Source organism: Streptomyces canarius (genome assembly GCF_014650735.1).
Lineage (GTDB): Bacteria > Actinomycetota > Actinomycetes > Streptomycetales > Streptomycetaceae > Streptomyces > Streptomyces olivaceoviridis.
Genome location: NZ_BMVN01000039.1, coordinates 1 through 18,823, shown reverse-complemented (window position 1 = coordinate 18,823; position 18,823 = coordinate 1). Strand labels below are relative to the sequence as shown.

At 71.4% G+C, this 18,823-nt stretch carries 21 protein-coding genes; 13 read left to right on the top strand and 8 right to left on the bottom strand.

Features of this window, described 5'->3' with window-relative positions; translation table 11 throughout:
* The first annotated feature begins 211 nt into the window (after nt 1–211).
* On the top strand, nt 212–613 hold the full coding sequence (locus IE294_RS35795) for a helix-turn-helix transcriptional regulator (protein WP_189893161.1): 402 nt from the start codon (nt 212–214) through the stop codon (nt 611–613).
* A gap of 35 nt (nt 614–648) precedes the next feature.
* On the top strand, nt 649–1,065 hold the full coding sequence (locus IE294_RS35790; protein WP_189893159.1) for a VOC family protein: 417 nt from the start codon (nt 649–651) through the stop codon (nt 1,063–1,065).
* A 459-nt stretch (nt 1,066–1,524) separates the two neighbouring features.
* Here the strand turns inward: IE294_RS35790 and IE294_RS35785 are convergent, their stop codons facing one another.
* The 4 genes from IE294_RS35785 to IE294_RS35770 form a co-directional block, all read right to left on the bottom strand.
* A complete protein-coding gene (locus tag IE294_RS35785; RefSeq protein WP_189893158.1) occupies nt 1,525–1,857 on the bottom strand; it encodes a DUF952 domain-containing protein in 333 nt (110 codons plus the stop codon).
* A 49-nt stretch (nt 1,858–1,906) separates the two neighbouring features.
* On the bottom strand, nt 1,907–2,161 hold the full coding sequence (locus IE294_RS35780) for a hypothetical protein (RefSeq protein ID WP_189893156.1): 255 nt from the start codon (nt 2,159–2,161) through the stop codon (nt 1,907–1,909).
* Between the two features lie 213 nt (nt 2,162–2,374).
* Entirely contained in the window at nt 2,375–3,520 is a 1,146-nt protein-coding gene (locus IE294_RS35775) for a family 2 encapsulin nanocompartment cargo protein polyprenyl transferase (protein ID WP_189893154.1), read from the bottom strand.
* 112 nt (nt 3,521–3,632) lie between these two features.
* A complete protein-coding gene (locus tag IE294_RS35770) occupies nt 3,633–5,039 on the bottom strand; it encodes a family 2B encapsulin nanocompartment shell protein (protein ID WP_189820341.1) in 1,407 nt (468 codons plus the stop codon).
* Between the two features lie 299 nt (nt 5,040–5,338).
* On the opposite strand from IE294_RS35770, the gene IE294_RS35765 reads away from it, so the two are divergent.
* Together IE294_RS35765 and IE294_RS35760 are read left to right on the top strand one after the other, a co-directional pair.
* A complete protein-coding gene (locus IE294_RS35765) occupies nt 5,339–5,932 on the top strand; it encodes an N-acetylmuramoyl-L-alanine amidase (protein ID WP_189893152.1) in 594 nt (197 codons plus the stop codon).
* A 151-nt stretch (nt 5,933–6,083) separates the two neighbouring features.
* Nucleotides 6,084–7,004: a 1-aminocyclopropane-1-carboxylate deaminase/D-cysteine desulfhydrase gene (locus tag IE294_RS35760; protein WP_189893148.1), complete on the top strand. Its 921-nt coding sequence runs from the start codon at nt 6,084–6,086 to the stop codon at nt 7,002–7,004.
* On the opposite strand, the gene IE294_RS35755 is transcribed toward IE294_RS35760, so the two are convergent.
* Nucleotides 7,001–8,584, bottom strand: coding sequence for a Na+/H+ antiporter (locus IE294_RS35755; RefSeq protein ID WP_189893147.1), 1,584 nt, complete (start codon nt 8,582–8,584; stop codon nt 7,001–7,003). The two genes, IE294_RS35760 and IE294_RS35755, sit on opposite strands and share 4 nt — an antisense overlap.
* Before the next feature lie 61 nt (nt 8,585–8,645).
* Here IE294_RS35755 and IE294_RS35750 point away from each other — a divergent pair, with 61 nt between their 5' ends.
* From IE294_RS35750 to IE294_RS35740, 3 genes are all read left to right on the top strand, one after another.
* The gene (locus tag IE294_RS35750) at nt 8,646–8,906 is read left to right on the top strand and encodes a UBP-type zinc finger domain-containing protein (RefSeq protein WP_103812520.1); all 261 of its coding nucleotides are present in this window, start codon (nt 8,646–8,648) and stop codon (nt 8,904–8,906) included.
* 378 nt (nt 8,907–9,284) lie between these two features.
* The gene (locus IE294_RS35745) at nt 9,285–9,701 is read left to right on the top strand and encodes an ATP-binding protein (RefSeq protein WP_189820337.1); all 417 of its coding nucleotides are present in this window, start codon (nt 9,285–9,287) and stop codon (nt 9,699–9,701) included.
* 17 nt (nt 9,702–9,718) lie between these two features.
* Nucleotides 9,719–10,828 carry an RNA polymerase sigma factor SigF gene (locus IE294_RS35740; protein ID WP_189893146.1) on the top strand — a complete coding sequence of 370 codons (1,110 nt, stop codon included), beginning with the start codon at nt 9,719–9,721 and terminating at the stop codon, nt 10,826–10,828.
* A gap of 69 nt (nt 10,829–10,897) precedes the next feature.
* Here the strand turns inward: IE294_RS35740 and IE294_RS35735 are convergent, their stop codons facing one another.
* Nucleotides 10,898–11,368 (bottom strand): hypothetical protein, encoded by a 471-nt coding sequence (locus IE294_RS35735; protein ID WP_189893145.1) that lies wholly within the window; start codon nt 11,366–11,368, stop codon nt 10,898–10,900.
* A gap of 136 nt (nt 11,369–11,504) precedes the next feature.
* Here IE294_RS35735 and IE294_RS35730 point away from each other — a divergent pair, with 136 nt between their 5' ends.
* Together IE294_RS35730 and IE294_RS35725 are read left to right on the top strand one after the other, a co-directional pair.
* Nucleotides 11,505–12,473, top strand: a complete 969-nt coding sequence (locus IE294_RS35730; RefSeq protein WP_189893144.1) for a diacylglycerol/lipid kinase family protein — start codon at nt 11,505–11,507, stop codon at nt 12,471–12,473.
* Between the two features lie 321 nt (nt 12,474–12,794).
* A complete protein-coding gene (locus tag IE294_RS35725) occupies nt 12,795–13,052 on the top strand; it encodes a WhiB family transcriptional regulator (RefSeq protein WP_003992873.1) in 258 nt (85 codons plus the stop codon).
* A gap of 234 nt (nt 13,053–13,286) precedes the next feature.
* Here the strand turns inward: IE294_RS35725 and IE294_RS35720 are convergent, their stop codons facing one another.
* Both IE294_RS35720 and IE294_RS35715 read right to left on the bottom strand, forming a co-directional pair.
* Nucleotides 13,287–14,762: a sensor histidine kinase gene (locus IE294_RS35720; protein ID WP_189820333.1), complete on the bottom strand. Its 1,476-nt coding sequence runs from the start codon at nt 14,760–14,762 to the stop codon at nt 13,287–13,289.
* Nucleotides 14,763–15,086: 324 nt separating this feature from the next.
* Nucleotides 15,087–15,716: a TetR/AcrR family transcriptional regulator gene (locus tag IE294_RS35715; protein ID WP_189893143.1), complete on the bottom strand. Its 630-nt coding sequence runs from the start codon at nt 15,714–15,716 to the stop codon at nt 15,087–15,089.
* Nucleotides 15,717–15,810: 94 nt separating this feature from the next.
* On the opposite strand from IE294_RS35715, the gene IE294_RS35710 reads away from it, so the two are divergent.
* The 4 genes from IE294_RS35710 to IE294_RS35695 all read left to right on the top strand — a co-directional run.
* Nucleotides 15,811–16,563 carry an SDR family oxidoreductase gene (locus IE294_RS35710; protein WP_189893142.1) on the top strand — a complete coding sequence of 251 codons (753 nt, stop codon included), beginning with the start codon at nt 15,811–15,813 and terminating at the stop codon, nt 16,561–16,563.
* A 173-nt stretch (nt 16,564–16,736) separates the two neighbouring features.
* Complete coding sequence (gene nagB / locus IE294_RS35705) at nt 16,737–17,522, top strand: glucosamine-6-phosphate deaminase (protein ID WP_189893140.1); 786 nt, start codon at nt 16,737–16,739, stop codon at nt 17,520–17,522.
* Nucleotides 17,523–17,735: 213 nt separating this feature from the next.
* Nucleotides 17,736–18,497, top strand: a complete 762-nt coding sequence (locus IE294_RS35700) for a GntR family transcriptional regulator (protein ID WP_189893139.1) — start codon at nt 17,736–17,738, stop codon at nt 18,495–18,497.
* 138 nt (nt 18,498–18,635) lie between these two features.
* Nucleotides 18,636–18,823 (top strand): DUF3311 domain-containing protein (locus IE294_RS35695; protein WP_189893137.1); only part of this gene is annotated, 188 nt, incomplete at its 3' end.

Here is an 18,823-nt window from a genome sequence, read left to right as displayed (position 1 = left end):
AACGCCTTCCGATCACAGGAAGCAGCAGTGCGGGGTGCTCATGAATGCCACGTCAGGAGTGTACGAGCCAGCCTGTCGGCACATGCGGGGACCGGACGAGGACGCCGCGAGCCCCGGGGCGGGCAAGGGCAGGCCGGTGCCCGGACAACCGGAGGAGCAGGTCCGTCGAACCCGTGGGACTCTGTGGCACCGTCCGTGCGAAGCTGAGCGGGTGACCGCCCTGGAGGACCTCAGACGGCTGCGGCGCGTGCGTGACCGCATGGACCGCGAGTACGCCGAGCCGCTCGATATGACCGAGCTGGCCCGTGACGCCCTCATGTCCCCGGGCCACTTCCAGCGCAGCTTCCGCAAGGCGTTCGGGGAGACGCCGTACAGCTACCTGATGACCCGGCGGATCGAGCGGGCCAAGGCGCTGCTGCGCCGGGGCGATCTCAGTGTGACCGAGGTGTGCCTCGCCGTCGGCTGTACCTCGCTCGGCTCCTTCAGCTCCCGGTTCACCGAGCTGGTCGGCGAGTCGCCGAGCGCCTACCGCGCCCGCGATCACGAGGAGACCGCGGCGGTCCCGCCCTGTGTGGCCCGCAGGCTGACCCGGCCGCGCCGCCGCCCGTACTGAGGCACGACCCCGCCCCTCGGCTCTAGGGTGATTCCATGGACGTGAAACTCGCGCAGTGTTTCCTTGCCGTGGACGACCACGACAAGGCCATCGCCTTCTACCGCGATGTGCTCGGTCTGGAGATCCGCAATGACGTGGGCTTCGAGGGGATGCGCTGGGTGACCATGGGCTCTCCGCTCCAGCCCGACGTGGAGATCGTCCTGGAGCCGCCGGACGCGAGCCCGGACGCCTCCCCCGCCGACAAGCAGGCGCTCAACGAACTCCTCGCCAAGGGCCTGCTGCGCGGCGTCATCTTCACCACGCCCGACTGCGACGCGCTGTACGAGCGGGTACGCGAGTCCGGCGCCGACGTCCTCCAGGAGCCGATGGACCAGCCGTACGGAGTGCGCGACTGCGCCTTCCGGGACCCGGCCGGCAACCAGCTCCGCTTCCTCGAACGCCCCACGGTCTGAACGCCGCCCACTGACGACGCGTACGCCTTCTGGACGGCCGTCACCGGCACCCGGCTCTCCACGTTCCGTGGCGAGCACGGCGAGTCCGTGACCCTGCTGCCAGAGGGGACGGATCCCGGTGCCGAGGACGAACGGGAGTGGACGGCACTCGCCCGGCGACTCGGCGCCGGTCTGGTGGCGGACCACGGCGACTGGGCCGTACTGCGCTCCCCGGCGGGGCAGTTGTTCTGCACCGCGCCCCGGCACGGGGAGACGGTACGGCCGCCGGTGGTGTCCGGCAGCCACCTGGACCAGGTGTCCCTCGACATCCCGCCGTCCCGGTACGACACCGTCCGAGCACGGCACGAGGAGCTGGGTGCGGTCCCGCTGCGCGCCGGCGGCGGCCAAGCCGCCACGCGGAACCGTTCGTGCACTGCCTTCTCCGCCCCCCGGCTCAAGCTCCGGTCTCCGCCTCCCGGCTCAGCCAAACGACTCCACGTCCACCACCGCCTCGACCGGTACGGGCCCGTACACGTGCGGGAACTCCTCCCCTCCCGGCTCGACGGACTCGTACTTCACCGGCGCCCCGACCCGCGCCGGGTCCACGACCAGCACGACCAGCTCGTCCGGGCCGTCGTAACCGCCGTAGAGGAAGTCGGCGATGCGCGGGAGCTGCTCGCGGGTGGAGCAGTGGATGAAGCCCTCCTCCTGGAGGGTGCGGCCCCGGGTGGACATCTCGTAGGCGCCGCGCTCGCGCGCCGCCTCCCACAGGGAGCGCTCGGTGATGTGCAGGATGTACGGCAGTTTCGGCATGCGCCCACGCTACGGCGCCCCGCCCGCCCCCTGTGCTCAGACGACGTGCTCAGACGGCGCTGTTCCCGGTGCCCGCCGCCGACGGGTCCTGCGGACCGCTGCCGCCGCCCGGCCGGGCCCGCGCACCGGCGGAACGCTCCTGCCCCGCGGGCCGGAGGCCGGTCTCGGCGTACGCCGCGCAGTCGGGGTCGCGGCAGGGACCGGGGCCCCAGACCGGCACCCAGGCGCCCAGGGTCTTGTGCCGCTTGACGACCGTTTCCACGGGCTGTCCGCAGACGGGACAGGCGTGTTCCTCGCTGTCCATGTCCTCCAGGGTAGATCGGTGGCGCCCGCAACGCTTCTTTCCGCACTCCTTCCCGCGACGGCCTCGACGTCCGTCGCCGAGGGATCGGCGGCCCCGCACCCTGTGGGAGTGTGCGGGGGCCGCCTGGCCGGAGCCCCCGGTGACCGTGCGGGGTCAGGAGCCGCACGGGCCCGGGGACTCCGGGTTCTGCTCGGCCGCCGGGACGGGCGGCCCTCAGCTGGTGCGCCGGGTCACGAACTCGGCGAGCGCCAGAAGACCGCCCGCCGCCTCCGGATCGGGGACCGCACGGGCCAGCTCCTGCATGGCCCGGGCCATCCGGTCGGCCGCCTCGGCCTGCGCCCAGTCCCGGCCGCCCGCCCGCTCCACCGCCAGCGCCGTACGCGCGATCTCCCCGGCCTCCGCCTCCTCCTCGCGGTACGGCGTCCCGTACAGCGCGGCGAGCTCGGCCGCCGCCGGGGTGCCGGAGGTGAGCGCCGCCACCACCGGCAGGGACTTCTTGCGGGCGGCGAGATCCGCGCCGGCCGGCTTGCCGGTGTGCCGCGGGTCTCCCCATATGCCGATGACGTCGTCGATGAGCTGGAAGGCGAGCCCGGCCTGCCGGCCGAAGCCGTCGAGCGCGGCCACCTCCTCCTCGCCCGCGCCCGCGTACAGCGCGCCGAGCGCGCAGGCACAGCCCAGCAGAGCACCGGTCTTGGCCTCGGCCATCGCGAGCACCTCGTCCAGGGTGACCGCGTCCGGCGCGCACCGCTCCAGGTCGGTGTCGGCGTGCTGGCCCTCGCACAGCTCCACGACACAGGCGGCGAGCCGGGCCGCGGCCGGCACGGAGGCCGGGTGCGGAGCCTCGGCGAGCAGCCGCAGGGCCAGCGCCTGGAGGGCGTCCCCGGCGAGGATCGCGTCGGCGTCGCCGAAGACGGTCCAGGCCGTCGGCCGGTGGCGGCGGGTGGCGTCCCGGTCCATCACATCGTCGTGCAACAGCGTGAAGTTGTGGACCAGTTCGACCGCCGCTGCCGCCGGGACGGCTGCCGTCCGGGCCGCCGGGCCACCGAGCGCGGCGGCAGCCGCCAGCACGAGCGCGGGTCTGATCGCCTTGCCCGCGTTGCCCGCCGCCGGGGTGCCGTCGGCGTGCTGCCAGCCGAAGTGGTAGCTCGCGATCCGGCGCATGGAACCGGGCAGCGACTCCACGGCCGCGCGCAGCTCCGGGTCGACCAGCGCCCGGGCGCGCTCCAGCTGGGCCGCCGCCTCGTGTCCGTCGAGCGGACCGGCGGCGCCGTCCCCGGCCTTCTCGGGTGGCTCCCCCGGTGTGCCGGGACGCGGCACACCGGAGGAACGCTCTTCGGTCTCCGTCATGAACTCGGCCATGCCTCCCCCTCGCCAGGTCCGCGGAGTACGACGTCACCGGCCCGGCCGGACGCGTACCCCGAGGGCCTACCCGCCCCGGGGGGCGGGGACACGGCCGCGACGTGCGGAAACGTCACCTCCATCGACCGATCTCGACGTTCTCCAGCACGCCGAGCGCGTCGGGCACCAGGACCGCGGCCGAGTAGTAGGCCGTCACCAGGTACTTGATGATGGCCTGCTCGTTGATGCCCATGAACCGGACGGACAGGCTCGGCTCGATCTCGTCCGGGATGCCGGACTGCCTGAGGCCGATGACGCCCTGGTCCGCCTCGCCGGTACGCATGGCGATGATGGAGGTCGTGCGGGCCTCGCTGATCGGGATCTTGTTGCACGGGTAGATCGGCACCCCGCGCCAGGTGGGGATGCGGTTGCCGGCGATGTCGATGGTCTCCGGGACGAGCCCCCGCTTGTTCAGCTCGCGCCCGATCGCGGCGATGGCGCGCGGGTGGGCCAGGAGGAGCTTGGTGCCGCGGCGGCGGCTGAGCAGCTCGTCCAGGTCGTCCGGGCTCGGCACACCGTCGTGCGGCTGGATCCGCTGGTCGTACTCGCAGTTGCTGAGCAGACCGAACTCCGGGTTGTTGACCAGCTCGTGCTCCTGGCGCTCCTTCAGTGCCTCGACCGTGAGCCGCAACTGCTGCTCGGTCTGGTTCATCGGCTGGTTGTAGAGGTCGGCCACGCGCGAGTGGATGCGCAACACGGTCTGGGCGATGCTCAGTTCGTACTCGCGGGGCCGTGGCTCGTAGTCCACGAAGGTGTGCGGGATGTCGGGCTCGCCGGAGTGGCCGGCCGCCAGCTCGACCTCCTTCTCCCCGTACTTGTTGGTCCGCTGCTCGGGGATCGAGCGCAGCCGTTCCAGGTGCGCGCGCAGCGAGTCGGAGCGCTCCGCGACCTGCTGGAAGTCCTGGCGGCTGAGGATCAGCACCGTGGTCGAGGTGTCCGCGCGGACGGTGTACTCCCAGATCGCCTCCGGGTCCAGCAGCGCCTGGTCGCCGAAGTAGGCGCCGTCGGCGAGGACACCGAGCACGGCGTCGTCGCCGTAGGGACCCGTGCCGACCTTCTCCACCCGGCCGTGGGCGAGCAGGTAGACCTCGTCCGTCTGGTTGCCGAAGTCGGCGATCACCTCGCCGGGCGCGAAGTCGCGCTGCCGGCAGCGGCGGGCCAGTTCGGCCAGCACCTCCTCGTCCTCGTACGACCGCAGGGCCGGCAGCTCGCCCAGTTCGTCCGGGATGACCTCCACCTGGTTACCGGTCTTCACGAAGGTGATCCGGCCGTCGCCGACGGCGTATGTGAGACGCCGGTTCACCCGGTACGTGCCGCCCTGGACGTCCACCCAGGGAAGCGTGCGCAGCAGCCAGCGGGAGCTGATCTCCTGCATCTGCGGAGCGGACTTGGTGGTGGTGGCCAGGTTCCGCGCGGCCGCCGTCCCGAGGGACTGCTGCGGCCTGCCCTGATCCGTGCGGACCTCTTCGCCTACCGACATAGAGAAATGACCTCCCGTGTATGCCCGGTGCCGAAGTGCACCGGGCACCGGTCTCGCATCGAGCGTCCCAGCACGGAGCGTGTGCGCGCCATTACCCGAAAGAGGGGGAATGGATCATCGGATTACTGGGCACGATGGGGGACCTCGTCCCGGCCCGCACGGCATGCCCCCGTCTGTCCGGATCGGCTCGCACACCGTACGAACGATGTGTTCCCGGACGTCCGGTTTCGGTAGAAGCAGGCAGGACATCCGGCAGCCGCGACCGGCGGCGGCACGGGCACGGCACGAAGGAGTCGGGCATGGCCCCACCCATGTCGGCGAGCGGATTTCTGGACGCGCTCAGGGCGGAGGGCGTCACGGTCGTCGAGGTCGGCGACTGGCAGCACCACAACCGCAATCACAAGGGCCCCTGGGGGCCGGTGCACGGCGTGATGATCCACCACACGGTGACCAAGGGCAGCGCGCGCACGGTGGAGGTGTGCCGGGACGGCCACCCTGGCCTGCCGGGGCCGCTCTGCCACGGCGTGATCACCAAGGACGGCACGGTCCACCTGGTCGGCTACGGCCGCGCCAACCACGCCGGGCTCGGGGACGACGAGGTGCTGCGCGCGGTGATCGCCGAGAAGGGGCTGCCGCCGGACAACGAGGCGAACACCGACGGCAACCGGTACTTCTACGGCTTCGAGTGCGAGAACCTCGGCGACGGGGAGGACCCGTGGCCGGACGAACAGCTTGAGGCGATCGAGCGGGTCGCCGCCGCGCTGTGCCGGCACCACGGGTGGACGGAACGGTCGGTCATCGGCCACCGGGAATGGCAGCCGGGGAAGGTGGACCCCCGGGGCTTCGAGATGTCCTGGCTGAGGGAGCGGGTGCGGGAACGGCTGAAGGACTAGCGGCGCGGGCGGGGCCGTACCCGGGTCGCCGGTCCGCCGTGGCCGGTCGCGCGGTTCCGCCCGCCCCCTTCGGACCGCCCAGCGGCACCCCGCCGGCACCGGCGAGCGACCCCGCCCCCGTCCGGCGTCCGTACCGGGCGACAATGAAGCCGTGTCCAGCCCCGACCCGCTCAGCCCCCGCCTCCCCTCGCCCCTGCACGAGGCGCGGGACGGCCGGTTCGAGCGCCGCGGGCTCCGGCTGCTGCTCAAGCGGGACGACCTCATCCACCCGCAGCTGATCGGCAACAAGTGGCGCAAGCTGGTGCCCAACATCGCGGCGGCCGAGGGCCGCGCCCTGGTCACCTTCGGCGGGGCCTACTCCAACCACCTGCGGGCCACCGCCGCCGCGGGCCGCCTGCTGGGCCTGCCGACCACGGGCGTGGTCCGTGGCCAGGAGCTGGCCGACCGCCCCCTCAACCCGTCCCTGGCCCGGTGCGCGGCCGACGGCATGCGACTGCACTTCGTCGACAGATCGACATATCGCCACAAGACCGATCCGGAGACCCTGGCGCGGATCCTGCGCGCGGCCGGCGCAGAGGACGCGTACGTCGTCCCCGAGGGCGGCAGCAATGCCGAGGCGGTACGCGGCTGCCGCACCCTCGGCACGGAACTGCGCGGCCAGGCCGATGTCGTCGCGGTCGCCTGCGGCACCGGCGGCACCCTCGCCGGCCTCGCCGCCGGACTCTCGGCCGGCCAGCGCGCGCTCGGCGTACCGGTCCTCAAGGGCGGCTTCCTGGAGGCCGACGTAGAGGCCCTGCAAGAACACGCCTTCGGCGCCCGCAGCGGCACCTGGTCCCTGGACGACCGTTTCCACTGCGGTGGTTACGCCCGTACGACACCGGAACTGGAGGCGTTCGCACAGGACTTCGAGCAGCGGCACGGGCTGCCCGTGGAGCGCCTGTATGTCGCCAAGTTGCTGTTCGGACTGGTCGCCCTGGCGGAAGAGAACGCCTTCGCGCGCGGGACGACGATCGCCGCCGTGGTCACGGGACGGCCGTTCCCGGAACCCGCGGCAGCCGCCCCGGAGCGCTAACCGGCTTCCCGGTAGGCCGCCGCCTCCTCCAGGTCCAGGCGTCTGAGCAGGGCGCGCAGCATCTCGTCGTCGATGTAGCGCAGGTCGCGGAGCCTGACGAAGACCTCGCGCTCGGCGCCGATCATCTCGCGGGACAACCGCCGGTAGGTGTCGTCGACGGACTCGCCGGTGATCGGGTTGACCTGCCCGAGCCGTTCCCAGACGGCGTTGCGGCGGCGCTCCAGGACCATGCGGAGCCGGTCGGCGAGCGGCTGCGGCAGGGCGTTGCGCTCGTCGGCGAGGAGTTCGTCGAGCCGGGCCTCGGCGGCCCGGGAGGCCTGGGCCTGCGCGTTGGCCTCGGCGAGCGTCTCGGCCTGCCGGTCGCGGCCGGGGAACTTCAGCAGCCGGATCAGCGGCGGCAGCGTCACGCCCTGCACGACGAGGGTGCCGATGACGGTGGTGAAGGTCAGGAAGAGGATCAGGTTGCGCGGGCCGGCGGGCATGGTCGGCGGGATGGCGAAGGCGATGGCCAGGGAGACGACGCCCCGCATGCCGGCCCACGAGGTGACCATCGCGCCCCGCCAGGTGGGGTCCTGTTCGCGCTCCTTGATGCGCGTCGACAGGATCCGGGGCAGGAAGGTGGCCGGGTAGACCCAGACGAACCGGGCCACCACCACGACCAGGAAGACGGCGACCGCGTACCAGACGGCGGAGGTGCCCTCGTACTCCCCGAGCCGCTTCAGGACGATCGGCAGTTGCAGACCGATCAGGGCGAACACCGCGGACTCCAGCACGAAGGCGACCATCTTCCACACCGCGCCCTCCTGGAGACGGGTGGCGAAGTCGACCTCCCACGCGCGGTGGCCGAGGTAGAGGGCGACGACCACCACCGCGAGCACCCCGGAGGCGTGCGCCTGCTCGGCGACCCCGTAGGCGACGAACGGGATGAGCAGGGAGAGCGTGTTCTGGAGGAGGGGCTCGGTCAGGTGCGTGCGCAGCCAGTGCAGGGGCGCCATGAGGACGAGACCGATCCCTACCCCGCCGACCGCGGCGAGCGCGAACTCGCGGATGCCGCCTCCCCAGGTAGCCCCCTCCCCGACGGCGGCGCCGAGCGCCACCTTGTAGGCGGTGATCGCCGTGGCGTCGTTCAGCAGGGACTCGCCCTGGAGGATGGTGGTGATCCGGGACGGCAGGCCCACCCGGCGCGCGACCGCCGTGGCGGCGACCGCGTCCGGCGGTGCGACCACCGCGCCCAGCACCAGCGCCGCGGTCAGCGACAGCCCGGGGATGATCAGGTAGGCGGCCCAGCCGACGACCACGGTCGCGAAGAGCACGTATCCCACCGAGAGCAGCGACACCGTCCGCATCTGTGCCCGCAGGTCGAGGTAGGAGCTGTCGCTCGCCGAGGTGTACAGCAGCGGGGGCAGCAGCAGCGGCAGGACGATGTGCGGATCGAGGGTGTAGGACGGCACGCCGGGGATGTACGAGACCGCCAGACCGACCGCGACCAGCAGCAGGGGCGCCGGCGCCGGGGTACGCCGGGCCGCCGCGGCCACCGCGGCACTCCCCGCCACCAGCAACAGCAGCGGCATCACGTCCATGGTTTTCGCCCACCCTCATCTTTCGCGCGGCAACCCGCACAACCGTCGTAATCTGGCAATCATGAAACAGTGCACGCATGCCGACGCGCTGCCGCACCCGGAACCGGAGCCGCTCGACGAGACCTGTCCGGAGTGCCTGCGGGACGGTACGAACCCGGTCCAGCTGCGGCTGTGCCTCACCTGCGGCCACATCGGCTGCTGCGACTCCTCGCCCGGACGGCACGCGACGGAGCACCACGCGCAGTCCGGTCATCCGGTGATGCGGACATTCGAGCCGGGCGAGGACTGGCGGTGGTGCTTCGTGGACCACGTCCTCGTCTGAGCCTGTCCCGGCCGTTTCCGGGCGTGCTTCGAGCACCGTCCCGGACCGCCCTTCGACCGCGTCTGTCGAGAGCGTTCTCCGCGAGAGCGTCCCGTCCGACCGGGTTCTCGTGTGACACTGCATGCGGCGGCTGCCGTACGACGGTTCGAGCGTCCGACGTCTGGGTACGTCAACCCGGCGCGCGCTCTTCCCATTTGGGCCCGCAAACCCTCTAGACACGGAGCGTATCCACAGCTTTACTGTGAGTGACGCCAGGGGGTTGGGGTCCCGGGGACAGAAACGTTCGGAGCGCGATAGCGTCACCGCTTGAACCACTCGCGCGTTACCCCGGGGGGCGACCCTCGGCCCCGTAAAGCTTGTACCACCATGGAGGTGAGGGTGTCCCAGATCGCAGGCGAGCCCGTGGCGAACCAGGACTTCGTGGAAGTCCGGCTGCCGGCTGCGGGTGCCTACCTGTCGGTGCTGCGGACGGCCACGGCCGGTCTCGCGGCCCGCTTGGACTTCACCCTGGACGAGATCGAGGACCTGCGCATCGCCGTGGACGAGGCCTGCGCGATCCTGCTCCAGCAAGCCGTGCCCGGCTCGGTGCTCAGCTGTGTCTTCCGGCTCGTCGACGACTCACTGGAAGTCACGGTGTCGGCGCCGACCACGGACGGCCACGCCCCCTCGCGGGACACCTTCGCCTGGACCGTGCTGTCGGCCCTCGCGGGCAAGGTCTCGTCCGCCGTGGACGAGGACAAGACGGTGTCGATCAGCCTCTACAAACAGCGTGGCGCCGGCCCCGGGCCGGCGTGAGGAACGGGGACGGGCCGGTGCGGGACGAAGAGCGCGGCACACGGGAGCTGCCGACCGGGGGCGGGGGTGCCTCCTGGTCGGGCGATGCCGAGACCTCCGGGGCAGGCCCCCGGGACGGTTCCCGGCGCATGGCGGACGGCATCGACGGCATCCCCGAGCAGGCCAGACCGCACCCGGAGGACGACTCCGCGCGGGTCGGCGGTGACGATGCCACGGGCACGCCACCGAAGGCACGCGGCGGCGCCGGACCCGCCGTCCGCGCGGGGGCCAGGGCTCGGGGAAGGGCTACGGGCGGGACGATGAGCGAGCACGAGCGATACGCCGAGGACGACGCGCTGGGCAAGGAGGCCGTGCAGGCCGTTCAGCACGACGCCCAGGACCGCAGCGGGGCGCGGGCGATGTTCGTCGAGCTGCGTGCGCTGCCGGAAGGCAGCACGGAGTACGCGGAGCTGCGCAACCAGCTGGTCCGTATGCACCTGCCGCTCGTGGAGCACCTGGCACGCCGGTTCCGCAACCGCGGCGAGCCGCTGGACGACCTCACCCAGGTCGCCACGATCGGTCTCATCAAGTCCGTCGACCGGTTCGACCCCGAGCGTGGCGTGGAGTTCTCCACCTACGCCACACCGACCGTCGTCGGCGAGATCAAGCGGCACTTCCGCGACAAGGGCTGGGCGGTCCGCGTGCCGCGCCGGCTCCAGGAACTGCGGCTCGCGCTGACCACCGCGACGGCCGAGCTGTCCCAGTTGCACGGCCGGTCCCCGACGGTCCACGAGCTGGCCGAGAAGCTCGCCATCTCCGAGGAGGAGGTCCTGGAGGGCCTGGAGTCCGCGAACGCGTACTCCACGCTGTCCCTGGACGTCCCCGACACGGACGACGAGTCGCCGGCGGTCGCCGACACCCTGGGCGCCGAGGACGAGGCGCTGGAGGGCGTGGAGTACCGCGAGTCCCTCAAGCCGCTGCTGGAGGACCTGCCGCCGCGCGAGAAGCGGATCCTGCTGCTGCGCTTCTTCGGGAACATGACCCAGTCGCAGATCGCGCAGGAGGTCGGCATCTCGCAGATGCACGTCTCCCGTCTGCTGGCCCGCACCCTGGCCCAGCTCCGCGAGAAGCTCCTCGTGGAGGAGTGAGCGAGGAGTGGGCAGGCAGTGAGCCCTGCTCGGCGAAGCGCCGTCAGAACAGGCCCCGCCCGGTGAGCCCTACTCGCCCCGGCCCGGTCCCTTGATACCAAGGGCCCGGGTCGTCTCTCCGTTGACGAGGAGCACCAGCGCCACCACGGCGACCAGCCCGAGCGCGATGCCTGCCGGAATGGCCATGCTGTCGGCCCGGAGCAGGTTGTAGGCCACGGGAAGGGCCATGAGCTGGGTGATCAGCGCGGGCCCCCGGCTCCAGCCGCGCCGCAGCAGCAGACCGCGCGCGGCGAGCAGCGGCAGCAGCGCGAGGACGACCAGGGTGATGCCCAGGGTCACGGCCTGCTGCCGGTCGTCCGGGTCACTGGTGAGCCCGAGGACGAGCACCCACAGGCCGCCGGCTACCAGCGCCGTGCCCTCCAGCGCGGCCAGCGCCGCCGCGTACGTCAGCCGGCGCGGACGCGGCCCGGCGGCCGGGTCGGTCGCGTCGGCCGTGACGGCTTCGGCGGTGTGCGGGGCGGGATTCTGCTGACTGCTCACCTCAGCAGGGTAGCCCTCCCCCTCCGGCGCGCTGCCGCGCCCCGCGCCCCCGAGTGTCCAGGCTCACGCCCCGCTCTCTTACCGGATCCCTAACTCGGTCTGGGCCGAGTACCACCCAGTAGGTACGCTGCCATGCATGCGTGCACTTCTCGTGGTCAATCCGGCGGCAACCACCACAAGCGCACGCAGACGTGACGTACTGATCCATGCGCTGGCGAGCGAGATGAAGCTGGAGGCCGTCACCACCGAGTACCGCGGCCACGCTCGCGACCTCGGCCGGCAGGCGGCGGAGAGCGATGACATCGACCTGGTGGTGGCGCTCGGCGGCGACGGCACGGTCAACGAGGTCGTCAACGGCCTCCTGCACGCCGGTCCCGCCCCGGACCGCCTCCCCGGTCTCGCCGTCGTCCCCGGCGGCTCCACGAACGTCTTCGCCCGCGCGCTGGGCCTGCCCAACGACCCCGTCGAGGCCACCGGAGCGCTGCTGGACGCGCTGCGCGACAGGACCGAGCGGGTCGTCGGCCTCGGCCTGACCTCGGGCACGCCGGGCACCGAGGACGAGGCGGTGCCGGCCCGCTGGTTCACCTTCAACGCCGGGCTCGGCTTCGACGCGGGCGTGGTGGGCCGGGTCGAGCAACAGCGCGAGCGCGGCAAGAAGTCGACGCACGCGCTGTACGTCCGGCAGGTGGTCCGACAGTTCCTCGGCGAGCCGAACCGTCGGCACGGCATGATCACGCTCGAACAGCCCGGCGAGGACCCGATCGAGGATCTGGTCGTCGCCATAATCTCGAACACGTCCCCGTGGACGTATCTCGGCAATCGCCCGATGTACACGTCGCCTAAGGCCTCGTTCGATACAGGCATCGACGTGCTCGGCCTCAGCCGCCTGTCCACGGCCGCGGTTGCCCGGTATGGCACCCAGTTGCTCACTTCGTCCCCCGAGCGGGGACCGCAGGGGAGGCACGCCGTCTCCCTGCACGACCTGGACCAGTTCACCTTGCATTCGAAGGTACCTCTCCCCCTTCAGATGGACGGTGACCATCTCGGGCTGCGTACGAGCGTGACGTTCACAGGCGTACGCCGTGCACTGCGTGTGATTGTGTGAGCGGAACGGGCGAAAGTCCTTTCACTCGAACGTTTAGACCAGGGTCCACCCCATGGAAGTACGGCTGTGACCTAGTCGACACCGAGGAATCAAAAAAAATCTTCGGGAAGGGGTTGTATCCGCCGCTGAGGTTTGCGAGTCTCTACGTGGCGATCGGGACGGCCCGCAACACCGGCCTCCGCTGATCACCAGAACCCCTCTTCAAACACAGGACCACGCCGGGTGAAGACTCGGCGGTCGGCCCTTCACTTGTTGAGGGATTCGTGAAAGCGTTCACATTCACAAGCAACCTGCACGTAATACCAAGGAGAGGTAGCAGCCATGGACTGGCGTCACAACGCCGTTTGCCGCGAGGAAGACCCCGAGCTCTTCTTCCCCATCGGCAACACCGGTCCTGCGCTGCTGCAGATCGAGGAAGCCAAGGCCGTCTGCCGTCGCTGCCCGGTGATCGAGCAGTGTCTGCAGTGGGCGCTTGAGTCCGGTCAGGACTCGGGCGTCTGGGGTGGTCTCAGCGAGGACGAGCGCCGCGCCATGAAGCGCCGCGCCGCTCGCAACCGGGCTCGTCAGGCCTCCGCCTGACATACCCACCCCTGCTGACAGCCTGAGCTTGGCGGCGCGCACAGCACGTACGCATCTCCCGCCCCCGAGCCGCAGCGCGCAGTTCCCCCGATGCGCTTAGCGATACAAGCAGAGCAGCAACGAGCATCAGCCTCGGACCAACGCGGTCCGGGGCTTTTTGCTGCACCGGCTCCCCCGGCGCCCGCCCCCCTGCGCACACTCCCCCGGCGCGCGTCGCGCGCCGGGCCCGCCGGCTCACTTCTGCGCCCGCACCGGAATGTCGAGGATCACCCGCGTCCCGCGCTCCGGCGCCGGCACCATGTCGAACGAGCCGCCCAACTCGCCCTCCACCAGTGTCCGTACGATCTGCAAGCCGAGGTTGCCCGAGCGGTGCGGGTCGAAGCCCTCGGGCAGTCCGACCCCGTCGTCCTGGACGGTGACCAGCAGCCGGGCCTCCTTGGTGGTGCCGCCACGCACCGCCGAGACCTCGACCGTGCCGGTGTCGCCCTCACGGAAGCCGTGCTCCAGGGCGTTCTGAAGAACCTCGGTGAGGACCATGGACAGCGGGGTGGCGACCTCGGCGTCGAGTATGCCGAACCGTCCGCTGCGCCGGCCGGCCACCTTGCCCGGCGAGATCTCGGCGACCATCGCCAGCACCCGGTCGGCGATGTCGTCGAACTCCACCCGCTCGTCCAGGTTCTGAGACAGCGTCTCATGGACGATCGCGATGGAGCCGACCCGGCGGACCGCCTCCTCCAGGGCCTCCCGGCCGCGCTCGGACTCGATGCGCCGGGCCTGGAGCCGGAGCAGGGCGGCCACCGTCTGGAGGTTGTTCTTCACCCGGTGGTGGATCTCCCGGATGGTGGCGTCCTTGGTGATCAACTCGCGTTCGCGGCGTCGTAGTTCGGTGACGTCCCGGAGCAGCACCAGCGAACCGATGCGCGTGCCCTTGGGTTTGAGCGGGATGGCCCGGAACTGGATGACCCCGTCGTGGGCCTCGATCTCGAACTCGCGTGGCGCCCAGCCGCTGGCCACCTTGGCCAGTGCCTCGTCCACCGGCCCCCGGGTCGGGGCGAGCTCTGCGGTGGTCTGTCCGAGGTGGTGGCCGACGAGGTCGGCGGCGAGGCCGAGCCGATGGTAGGCGGACAGGGCGTTCGGGGAGGCGTACTGGACTATGCCGTCCGCGTCGAGCCGGATCAGGCCGTCGCCGACGCGCGGGGAGGCGTCCATGTCGACCTGCTGGTCCGGGAAGGGGAAGGCGCCGGCCGCGATCATCTGCGCGAGGTCGGAGGCGCTCTGGAGGTAGGTCAGCTCCAGACGGCTCGGGGTGCGCACGGTGAGCAGGTTGGTGTTCCGGGCGATCACGCCGAGGACGCGGCCCTCACGCCGTACGGGGATGGACTCGACCCGTACGGGGACCTCTTCGCGCCACTCCGGGTCGCCCTCGCGCACGATCCGGCCCTCGTCCAGGGCCGCGTCCAGCATGGGCCGCCGGCCGCGCGGCACCAGGTGGCCGACCATGTCGTCCTGGTAGGAGGTCGGACCGGTGTTGGGGCGCATCTGGGCGACCGAGACGTACCGGGTGCCGTCCCGGGTGGGGACCCACAGCACCAGGTCGGCGAAGGAGAGGTCGGAGAGCAGCTGCCACTCCGAGACCAGCAGGTGGAGCCACTCGAGGTCGGAGTCGTCGAGGGCGGTGTGCTGGCGTACGAGTTCGTTCATGGAGGGCACGTCTGCGAGCGTACCCGGGGCCTCGCGGGTGGCCGAAAAACACCCGCGGGCCGCGGCGCCTGGAAGGGACCCTCAACCCTCCCGGCACCGCAGCCCGGAGCATCATCGGCCGTGGGGTGTGCGGTCCCGGTCGGCCGAAGGCCGAGGAGCCGGGGCAGTCAGGGCAGAGAGCGCCGGTTCCTCGATCCGCCTTCCTGTGCGGGGAGGGCGGAAGCGTGTTGTTCTCGATTGTGGACTAGACCACGACGGCGTGTCCATGGTGCGGAGGCGTCCGCGCCGCCAGGGGCACCGGCACGCGATGCCAGGCAGCCTAGCCCGAGCGGGTCAGCCATGGGGCCAGATGGCCATGGCAATTTCCGCGAGTGCTTCCAGTTCCTCCCGGCGTGCGCCGTCGCGGGCCTGCTGGGACATGCCCTGGATCATCGCGCCGGTGTGCCGGGCGAGGGCGGCGGCGTCGGTGCCGGCGGGCAGCAGCCCGGCCGCGATGTCCGCCCGGATCCGGTCTTCGACGGCGGTGATGGCGGCGTTGCGCATGTCCCGCAGCAGCGTCTCCACCTCGGGGCTGGTGCAGTTGGTGGCCGCGTGGACGATCAGGCAGCCGTGCGGGTGGGCGGGGTCGGTGTACTCCGCGGCGGCCTCGCGGAGCATGCGGGCGACGCCCGCCCGGGCCGTGGGCTCCTCGGCGAGGGCGCGGTCGGTGAAGGCGCCGTGCGAGCCGGCGTAGACCCGGACGACCTCGTCGAAGAGGGTCCGCTTGTCACCGAAGGCCGCGTACAGACTGGGCGTGCCGATGCCCATGAGCCGGGTGAGGTCGGAGACCGAGGTGGCCTCGTACCCGCGCTCCCAGAAGGCCATCAGTGCCTTCTCCAGCGCGGTGGCCCGGTCGAAGGAGCGCGGCCTGCCCCGCGTCCGCCCCGTGCCGCCCTGCGCCCGCGTGTCCTGATCCATCGCCATGGGGTCTATTTTATAGCGTCCCCTAGAAAATTGTCGGCGGGCTGGTGTACGGTTTTTTTGTAGCGACCGCTAGACAAATCTGGAGGGGGCAGACATGGGCGTGCTCAGGGGGAAGACGGCGCTGGTCACGGGCGCGAGCCGGGGCATCGGTCGGGGGATCGCCGAACGGCTGGGGCGCGACGGGGCGCGGGTGGCGGTGCACTACGGACGGAACGAGACCGCCGCGAAGGAGACGGTCGCGGCGATCGAGGCGGCCGGCGGCTCGGCGTTCGCGCTCGGGGTGGAGCTGGGGGCGCCCGGGAACGCCGAGCGGCTGTGGGCGGAGTTCGACCGGCACGCGGACGGGCTGGACATCCTCGTGCACAACGCGGGCATCGGCACCACCCGCCCGTTCGCGGAGATCGACGAGGAGGAGTACGACCGGCTCTTCGCGGTGAACATGAAGGCCCCGTTCTTCCTCACCCGGCTCGGGGCGGAGCGACTGCGGGACGGCGGGCGGGTGGTGACCATATCGTCCGGCCTCTCCCGGACCGCCGCCATGCCCGACCTGATGGCGTACTCGATGACGAAGGCGGCCCTGGACGTCTTCACCCGGGACCTGTCCAAGGTGCTCGGCCCCCGCGGGATCACGGTGAACTCGGTGGCACCCGGCATCGTGGACACCGACGTCAACGCCCCCTGGCTGCGCACGAGCGACGAGGCGTGGCAGCGGGCGGCCGGCTACTCGGCGCTGGGCCGGGTGGGCACGCCGGCGGACATCGCCGACGCGGTGGCCTTCCTTGTCTCGGAGGACGGCCGCTGGGTGACCGGGCACTGGCTGGACGCGACGGGAGGCTCCCTCACCTGAGGACCCCGGGCCTCTCTCCCCGGCCTCCCTCCGGCCCTCTCTCCGCCCCTCCCCCGCCCCCTCCTTCCGCCTGTTCCTCCCCGTCTTCCCCGCGCTCCCGAACATCGATACTGTTAGATTGGTCTAAACCACATAGAGACGCACAGAGCCCTCTTCAGAACGGCAGGCCCAGCGTGGAAGTTGTCATCGTTCCGGACGCCGCGGCGGGCGGCGAGCTGATCGCCGAGGCCATGGCACAGCTGCTGCGACGCAAGCCCGACGCCCTGCTCGGCGTGGCCACCGGCTCCACCCCGCTGCCCGTCTACCAGGCGCTGGCCGCCAAGGTGCGCTCCGGCGCCGTGGACGCCTCACGCGCGCGGATCGCCCAGCTCGACGAGTACGTGGGGCTGCCCGCCGACCACCCCGAGTCCTACCGCTCGGTGCTGCGCCGTGAGGTGCTGGAGCCGCTGGGCATGGGCATGGACGCGTTCATGGGACCGGACGGCACGGCCGAGGACATCCAGGCGGCGTGCGAGGCGTACGACCGCGCGCTCGCCGAGGCCGGCGGCGTGGACCTGCAACTGCTCGGTATCGGGACCGACGGGCACATCGGGTTCAACGAGCCGTGCTCCTCGCTCGCCTCGCGCACCCGGATCAAGACGCTGACCGAGCAGACCCGCATCGACAACGCCCGCTTCTTCGACGGCGACATCGAGCAGGTCCCGCACCACGTCATCACCCAGGGCATCGGGACGATCCTGGAGGCTCGCCACCTGGTGCTGCTGGCGACCGGCGAGGGCAAGGCGGACGCGGTCGCCGCGACCGTCGAGGGCCCCGTCGCGGCCGTCTGCCCGGCCTCCGCGCTCCAGCTCCACCCGCACGCCACGGTGGTCGCGGACGAGGCCGCCGCGTCCAAGCTGAAGCTGGCCGACTACTTCCGGCACACCTACGCCAACAAGCCGGACTGGCAGGGGATCTAGCCCGGAGCGCCCGGCGGGAGGGCGGCCCCGGCCCCGCGGGCCCGCCGGGCTCACACTCCCGATGGACTAGACCAACAGCGGGCGCACCGGTATATAGAGGAGATCACGGAGCGTGCGGGTGGAGTGCTGACACAACAACCCGTGCCACGATGTGAGCCGTGGGCCGATGGGGATGTCGGTCGCTTTCGGCATTCGGAGCCGGGAAGGCAGAGCATGAGCACCGACGTCAGCAGTGCGGAGAACGAGGCCGGCACCACCCGTACCGCGCGCGTGCCGAAGTACTACCGCTTGAAGAAGCACCTGCTGGACATGACGGAGACGCAGGCGCCGGGCACCCCGGTCCCGCCCGAGCGCACGCTGGCCGCCGAGTTCGACACCTCCCGCACCACGGTCCGCCAGGCCCTTCAGGAACTGGTCGTGGAGGGGCGGCTCGAACGCATCCAGGGCAAGGGCACCTTCGTGGCCAAGCCCAAGGTCTCCCAGGCGCTACAGCTCACCTCCTACACGGAGGACATGCGCGCGCAGGGCCTGGAGCCGACCTCGCAGCTGCTGGACATCGGGTACGTCACCGCCGACGACCGGCTGGCCGAGCTGCTCGACATCACGGCCGGCGGGCGCGTGCTGCGCATCGAGCGGCTGCGCATGGCGAACGGCGAGCCGATGGCCATCGAGACCACCCACCTGTCGGCCAAGCGCTTCCCGGCCCTCAGGCGCTCGCTGGTGAAGTACACGTCCCTGTACACCGCGCTCGCCGAGGTCTACGACGTCCACCTCGCCGAGGCCGAGGAGACCATCGAGACCTCCCTGGCCACGCCGCGCGAGGCGGCGCTGCTCGGCACCGACGTGGGCCTGCCGATGCTGATGCTCTCCCGGCACTCGCTGGACCGCGAGGGCAAGCCGGTGGAGTGGGTGCGGTCGGTGTACCGCGGGGACCGCTACAAGTTCGTGGCCCGGCTCAAGCGGCCGGTGGAGTAGGCGCCGGCCGGCCGGTGCCCAGCACCTTCGCCGAATCGATATACCGATATGCGGACGAGGTCTTCCACTCTCGCGACAGCGTCACCTAGATTGCCTGCTCATTACACAGGTGATCAGCGAGGGGACGGAGCCCGTGGCATGTCGGAAACGCCTGAAGTGAGACCACCGGTGGTGACACCGGTCCGGGTGATCATCGCCCTGTGTCTCGTCGCGCCCTTCGTGGCGATGCTGTGGGTCGGCTCGTACGCCAAGACGGATCCCGCGTTCATCGGGATCCCGTTCTTCTACTGGTACCAGATGCTCTGGGTGCTGATCTCCACCGCGCT

Coding starts and splice junctions, on each gene's coding strand:
- IE294_RS35750 (WP_103812520.1), top strand. CDS start 8,646: ATGAAACAGTGCACGCATGCCGACGCGCTGCCGCACCCGGAACCGGAG.
- IE294_RS35765 (WP_189893152.1), top strand. CDS start 5,339: ATGGCCCCACCCATGTCGGCGAGCGGATTTCTGGACGCGCTCAGGGCG.
- IE294_RS35725 (WP_003992873.1), top strand. CDS start 12,795: ATGGACTGGCGTCACAACGCCGTTTGCCGCGAGGAAGACCCCGAGCTC.
- IE294_RS35770 (WP_189820341.1), bottom strand. CDS start 5,039: ATGTCGGTAGGCGAAGAGGTCCGCACGGATCAGGGCAGGCCGCAGCAG.
- IE294_RS35700 (WP_189893139.1), top strand. CDS start 17,736: ATGAGCACCGACGTCAGCAGTGCGGAGAACGAGGCCGGCACCACCCGT.
- IE294_RS35730 (WP_189893144.1), top strand. CDS start 11,505: ATGCGTGCACTTCTCGTGGTCAATCCGGCGGCAACCACCACAAGCGCA.
- IE294_RS35785 (WP_189893158.1), bottom strand. CDS start 1,857: ATGCCGAAACTGCCGTACATCCTGCACATCACCGAGCGCTCCCTGTGG.
- IE294_RS35715 (WP_189893143.1), bottom strand. CDS start 15,716: ATGGCGATGGATCAGGACACGCGGGCGCAGGGCGGCACGGGGCGGACG.
- IE294_RS35710 (WP_189893142.1), top strand. CDS start 15,811: ATGGGCGTGCTCAGGGGGAAGACGGCGCTGGTCACGGGCGCGAGCCGG.
- IE294_RS35780 (WP_189893156.1), bottom strand. CDS start 2,161: ATGGACAGCGAGGAACACGCCTGTCCCGTCTGCGGACAGCCCGTGGAA.
- IE294_RS35790 (WP_189893159.1), top strand. CDS start 649: ATGGACGTGAAACTCGCGCAGTGTTTCCTTGCCGTGGACGACCACGAC.
- IE294_RS35775 (WP_189893154.1), bottom strand. CDS start 3,520: ATGGCCGAGTTCATGACGGAGACCGAAGAGCGTTCCTCCGGTGTGCCG.
- IE294_RS35755 (WP_189893147.1), bottom strand. CDS start 8,584: ATGGACGTGATGCCGCTGCTGTTGCTGGTGGCGGGGAGTGCCGCGGTG.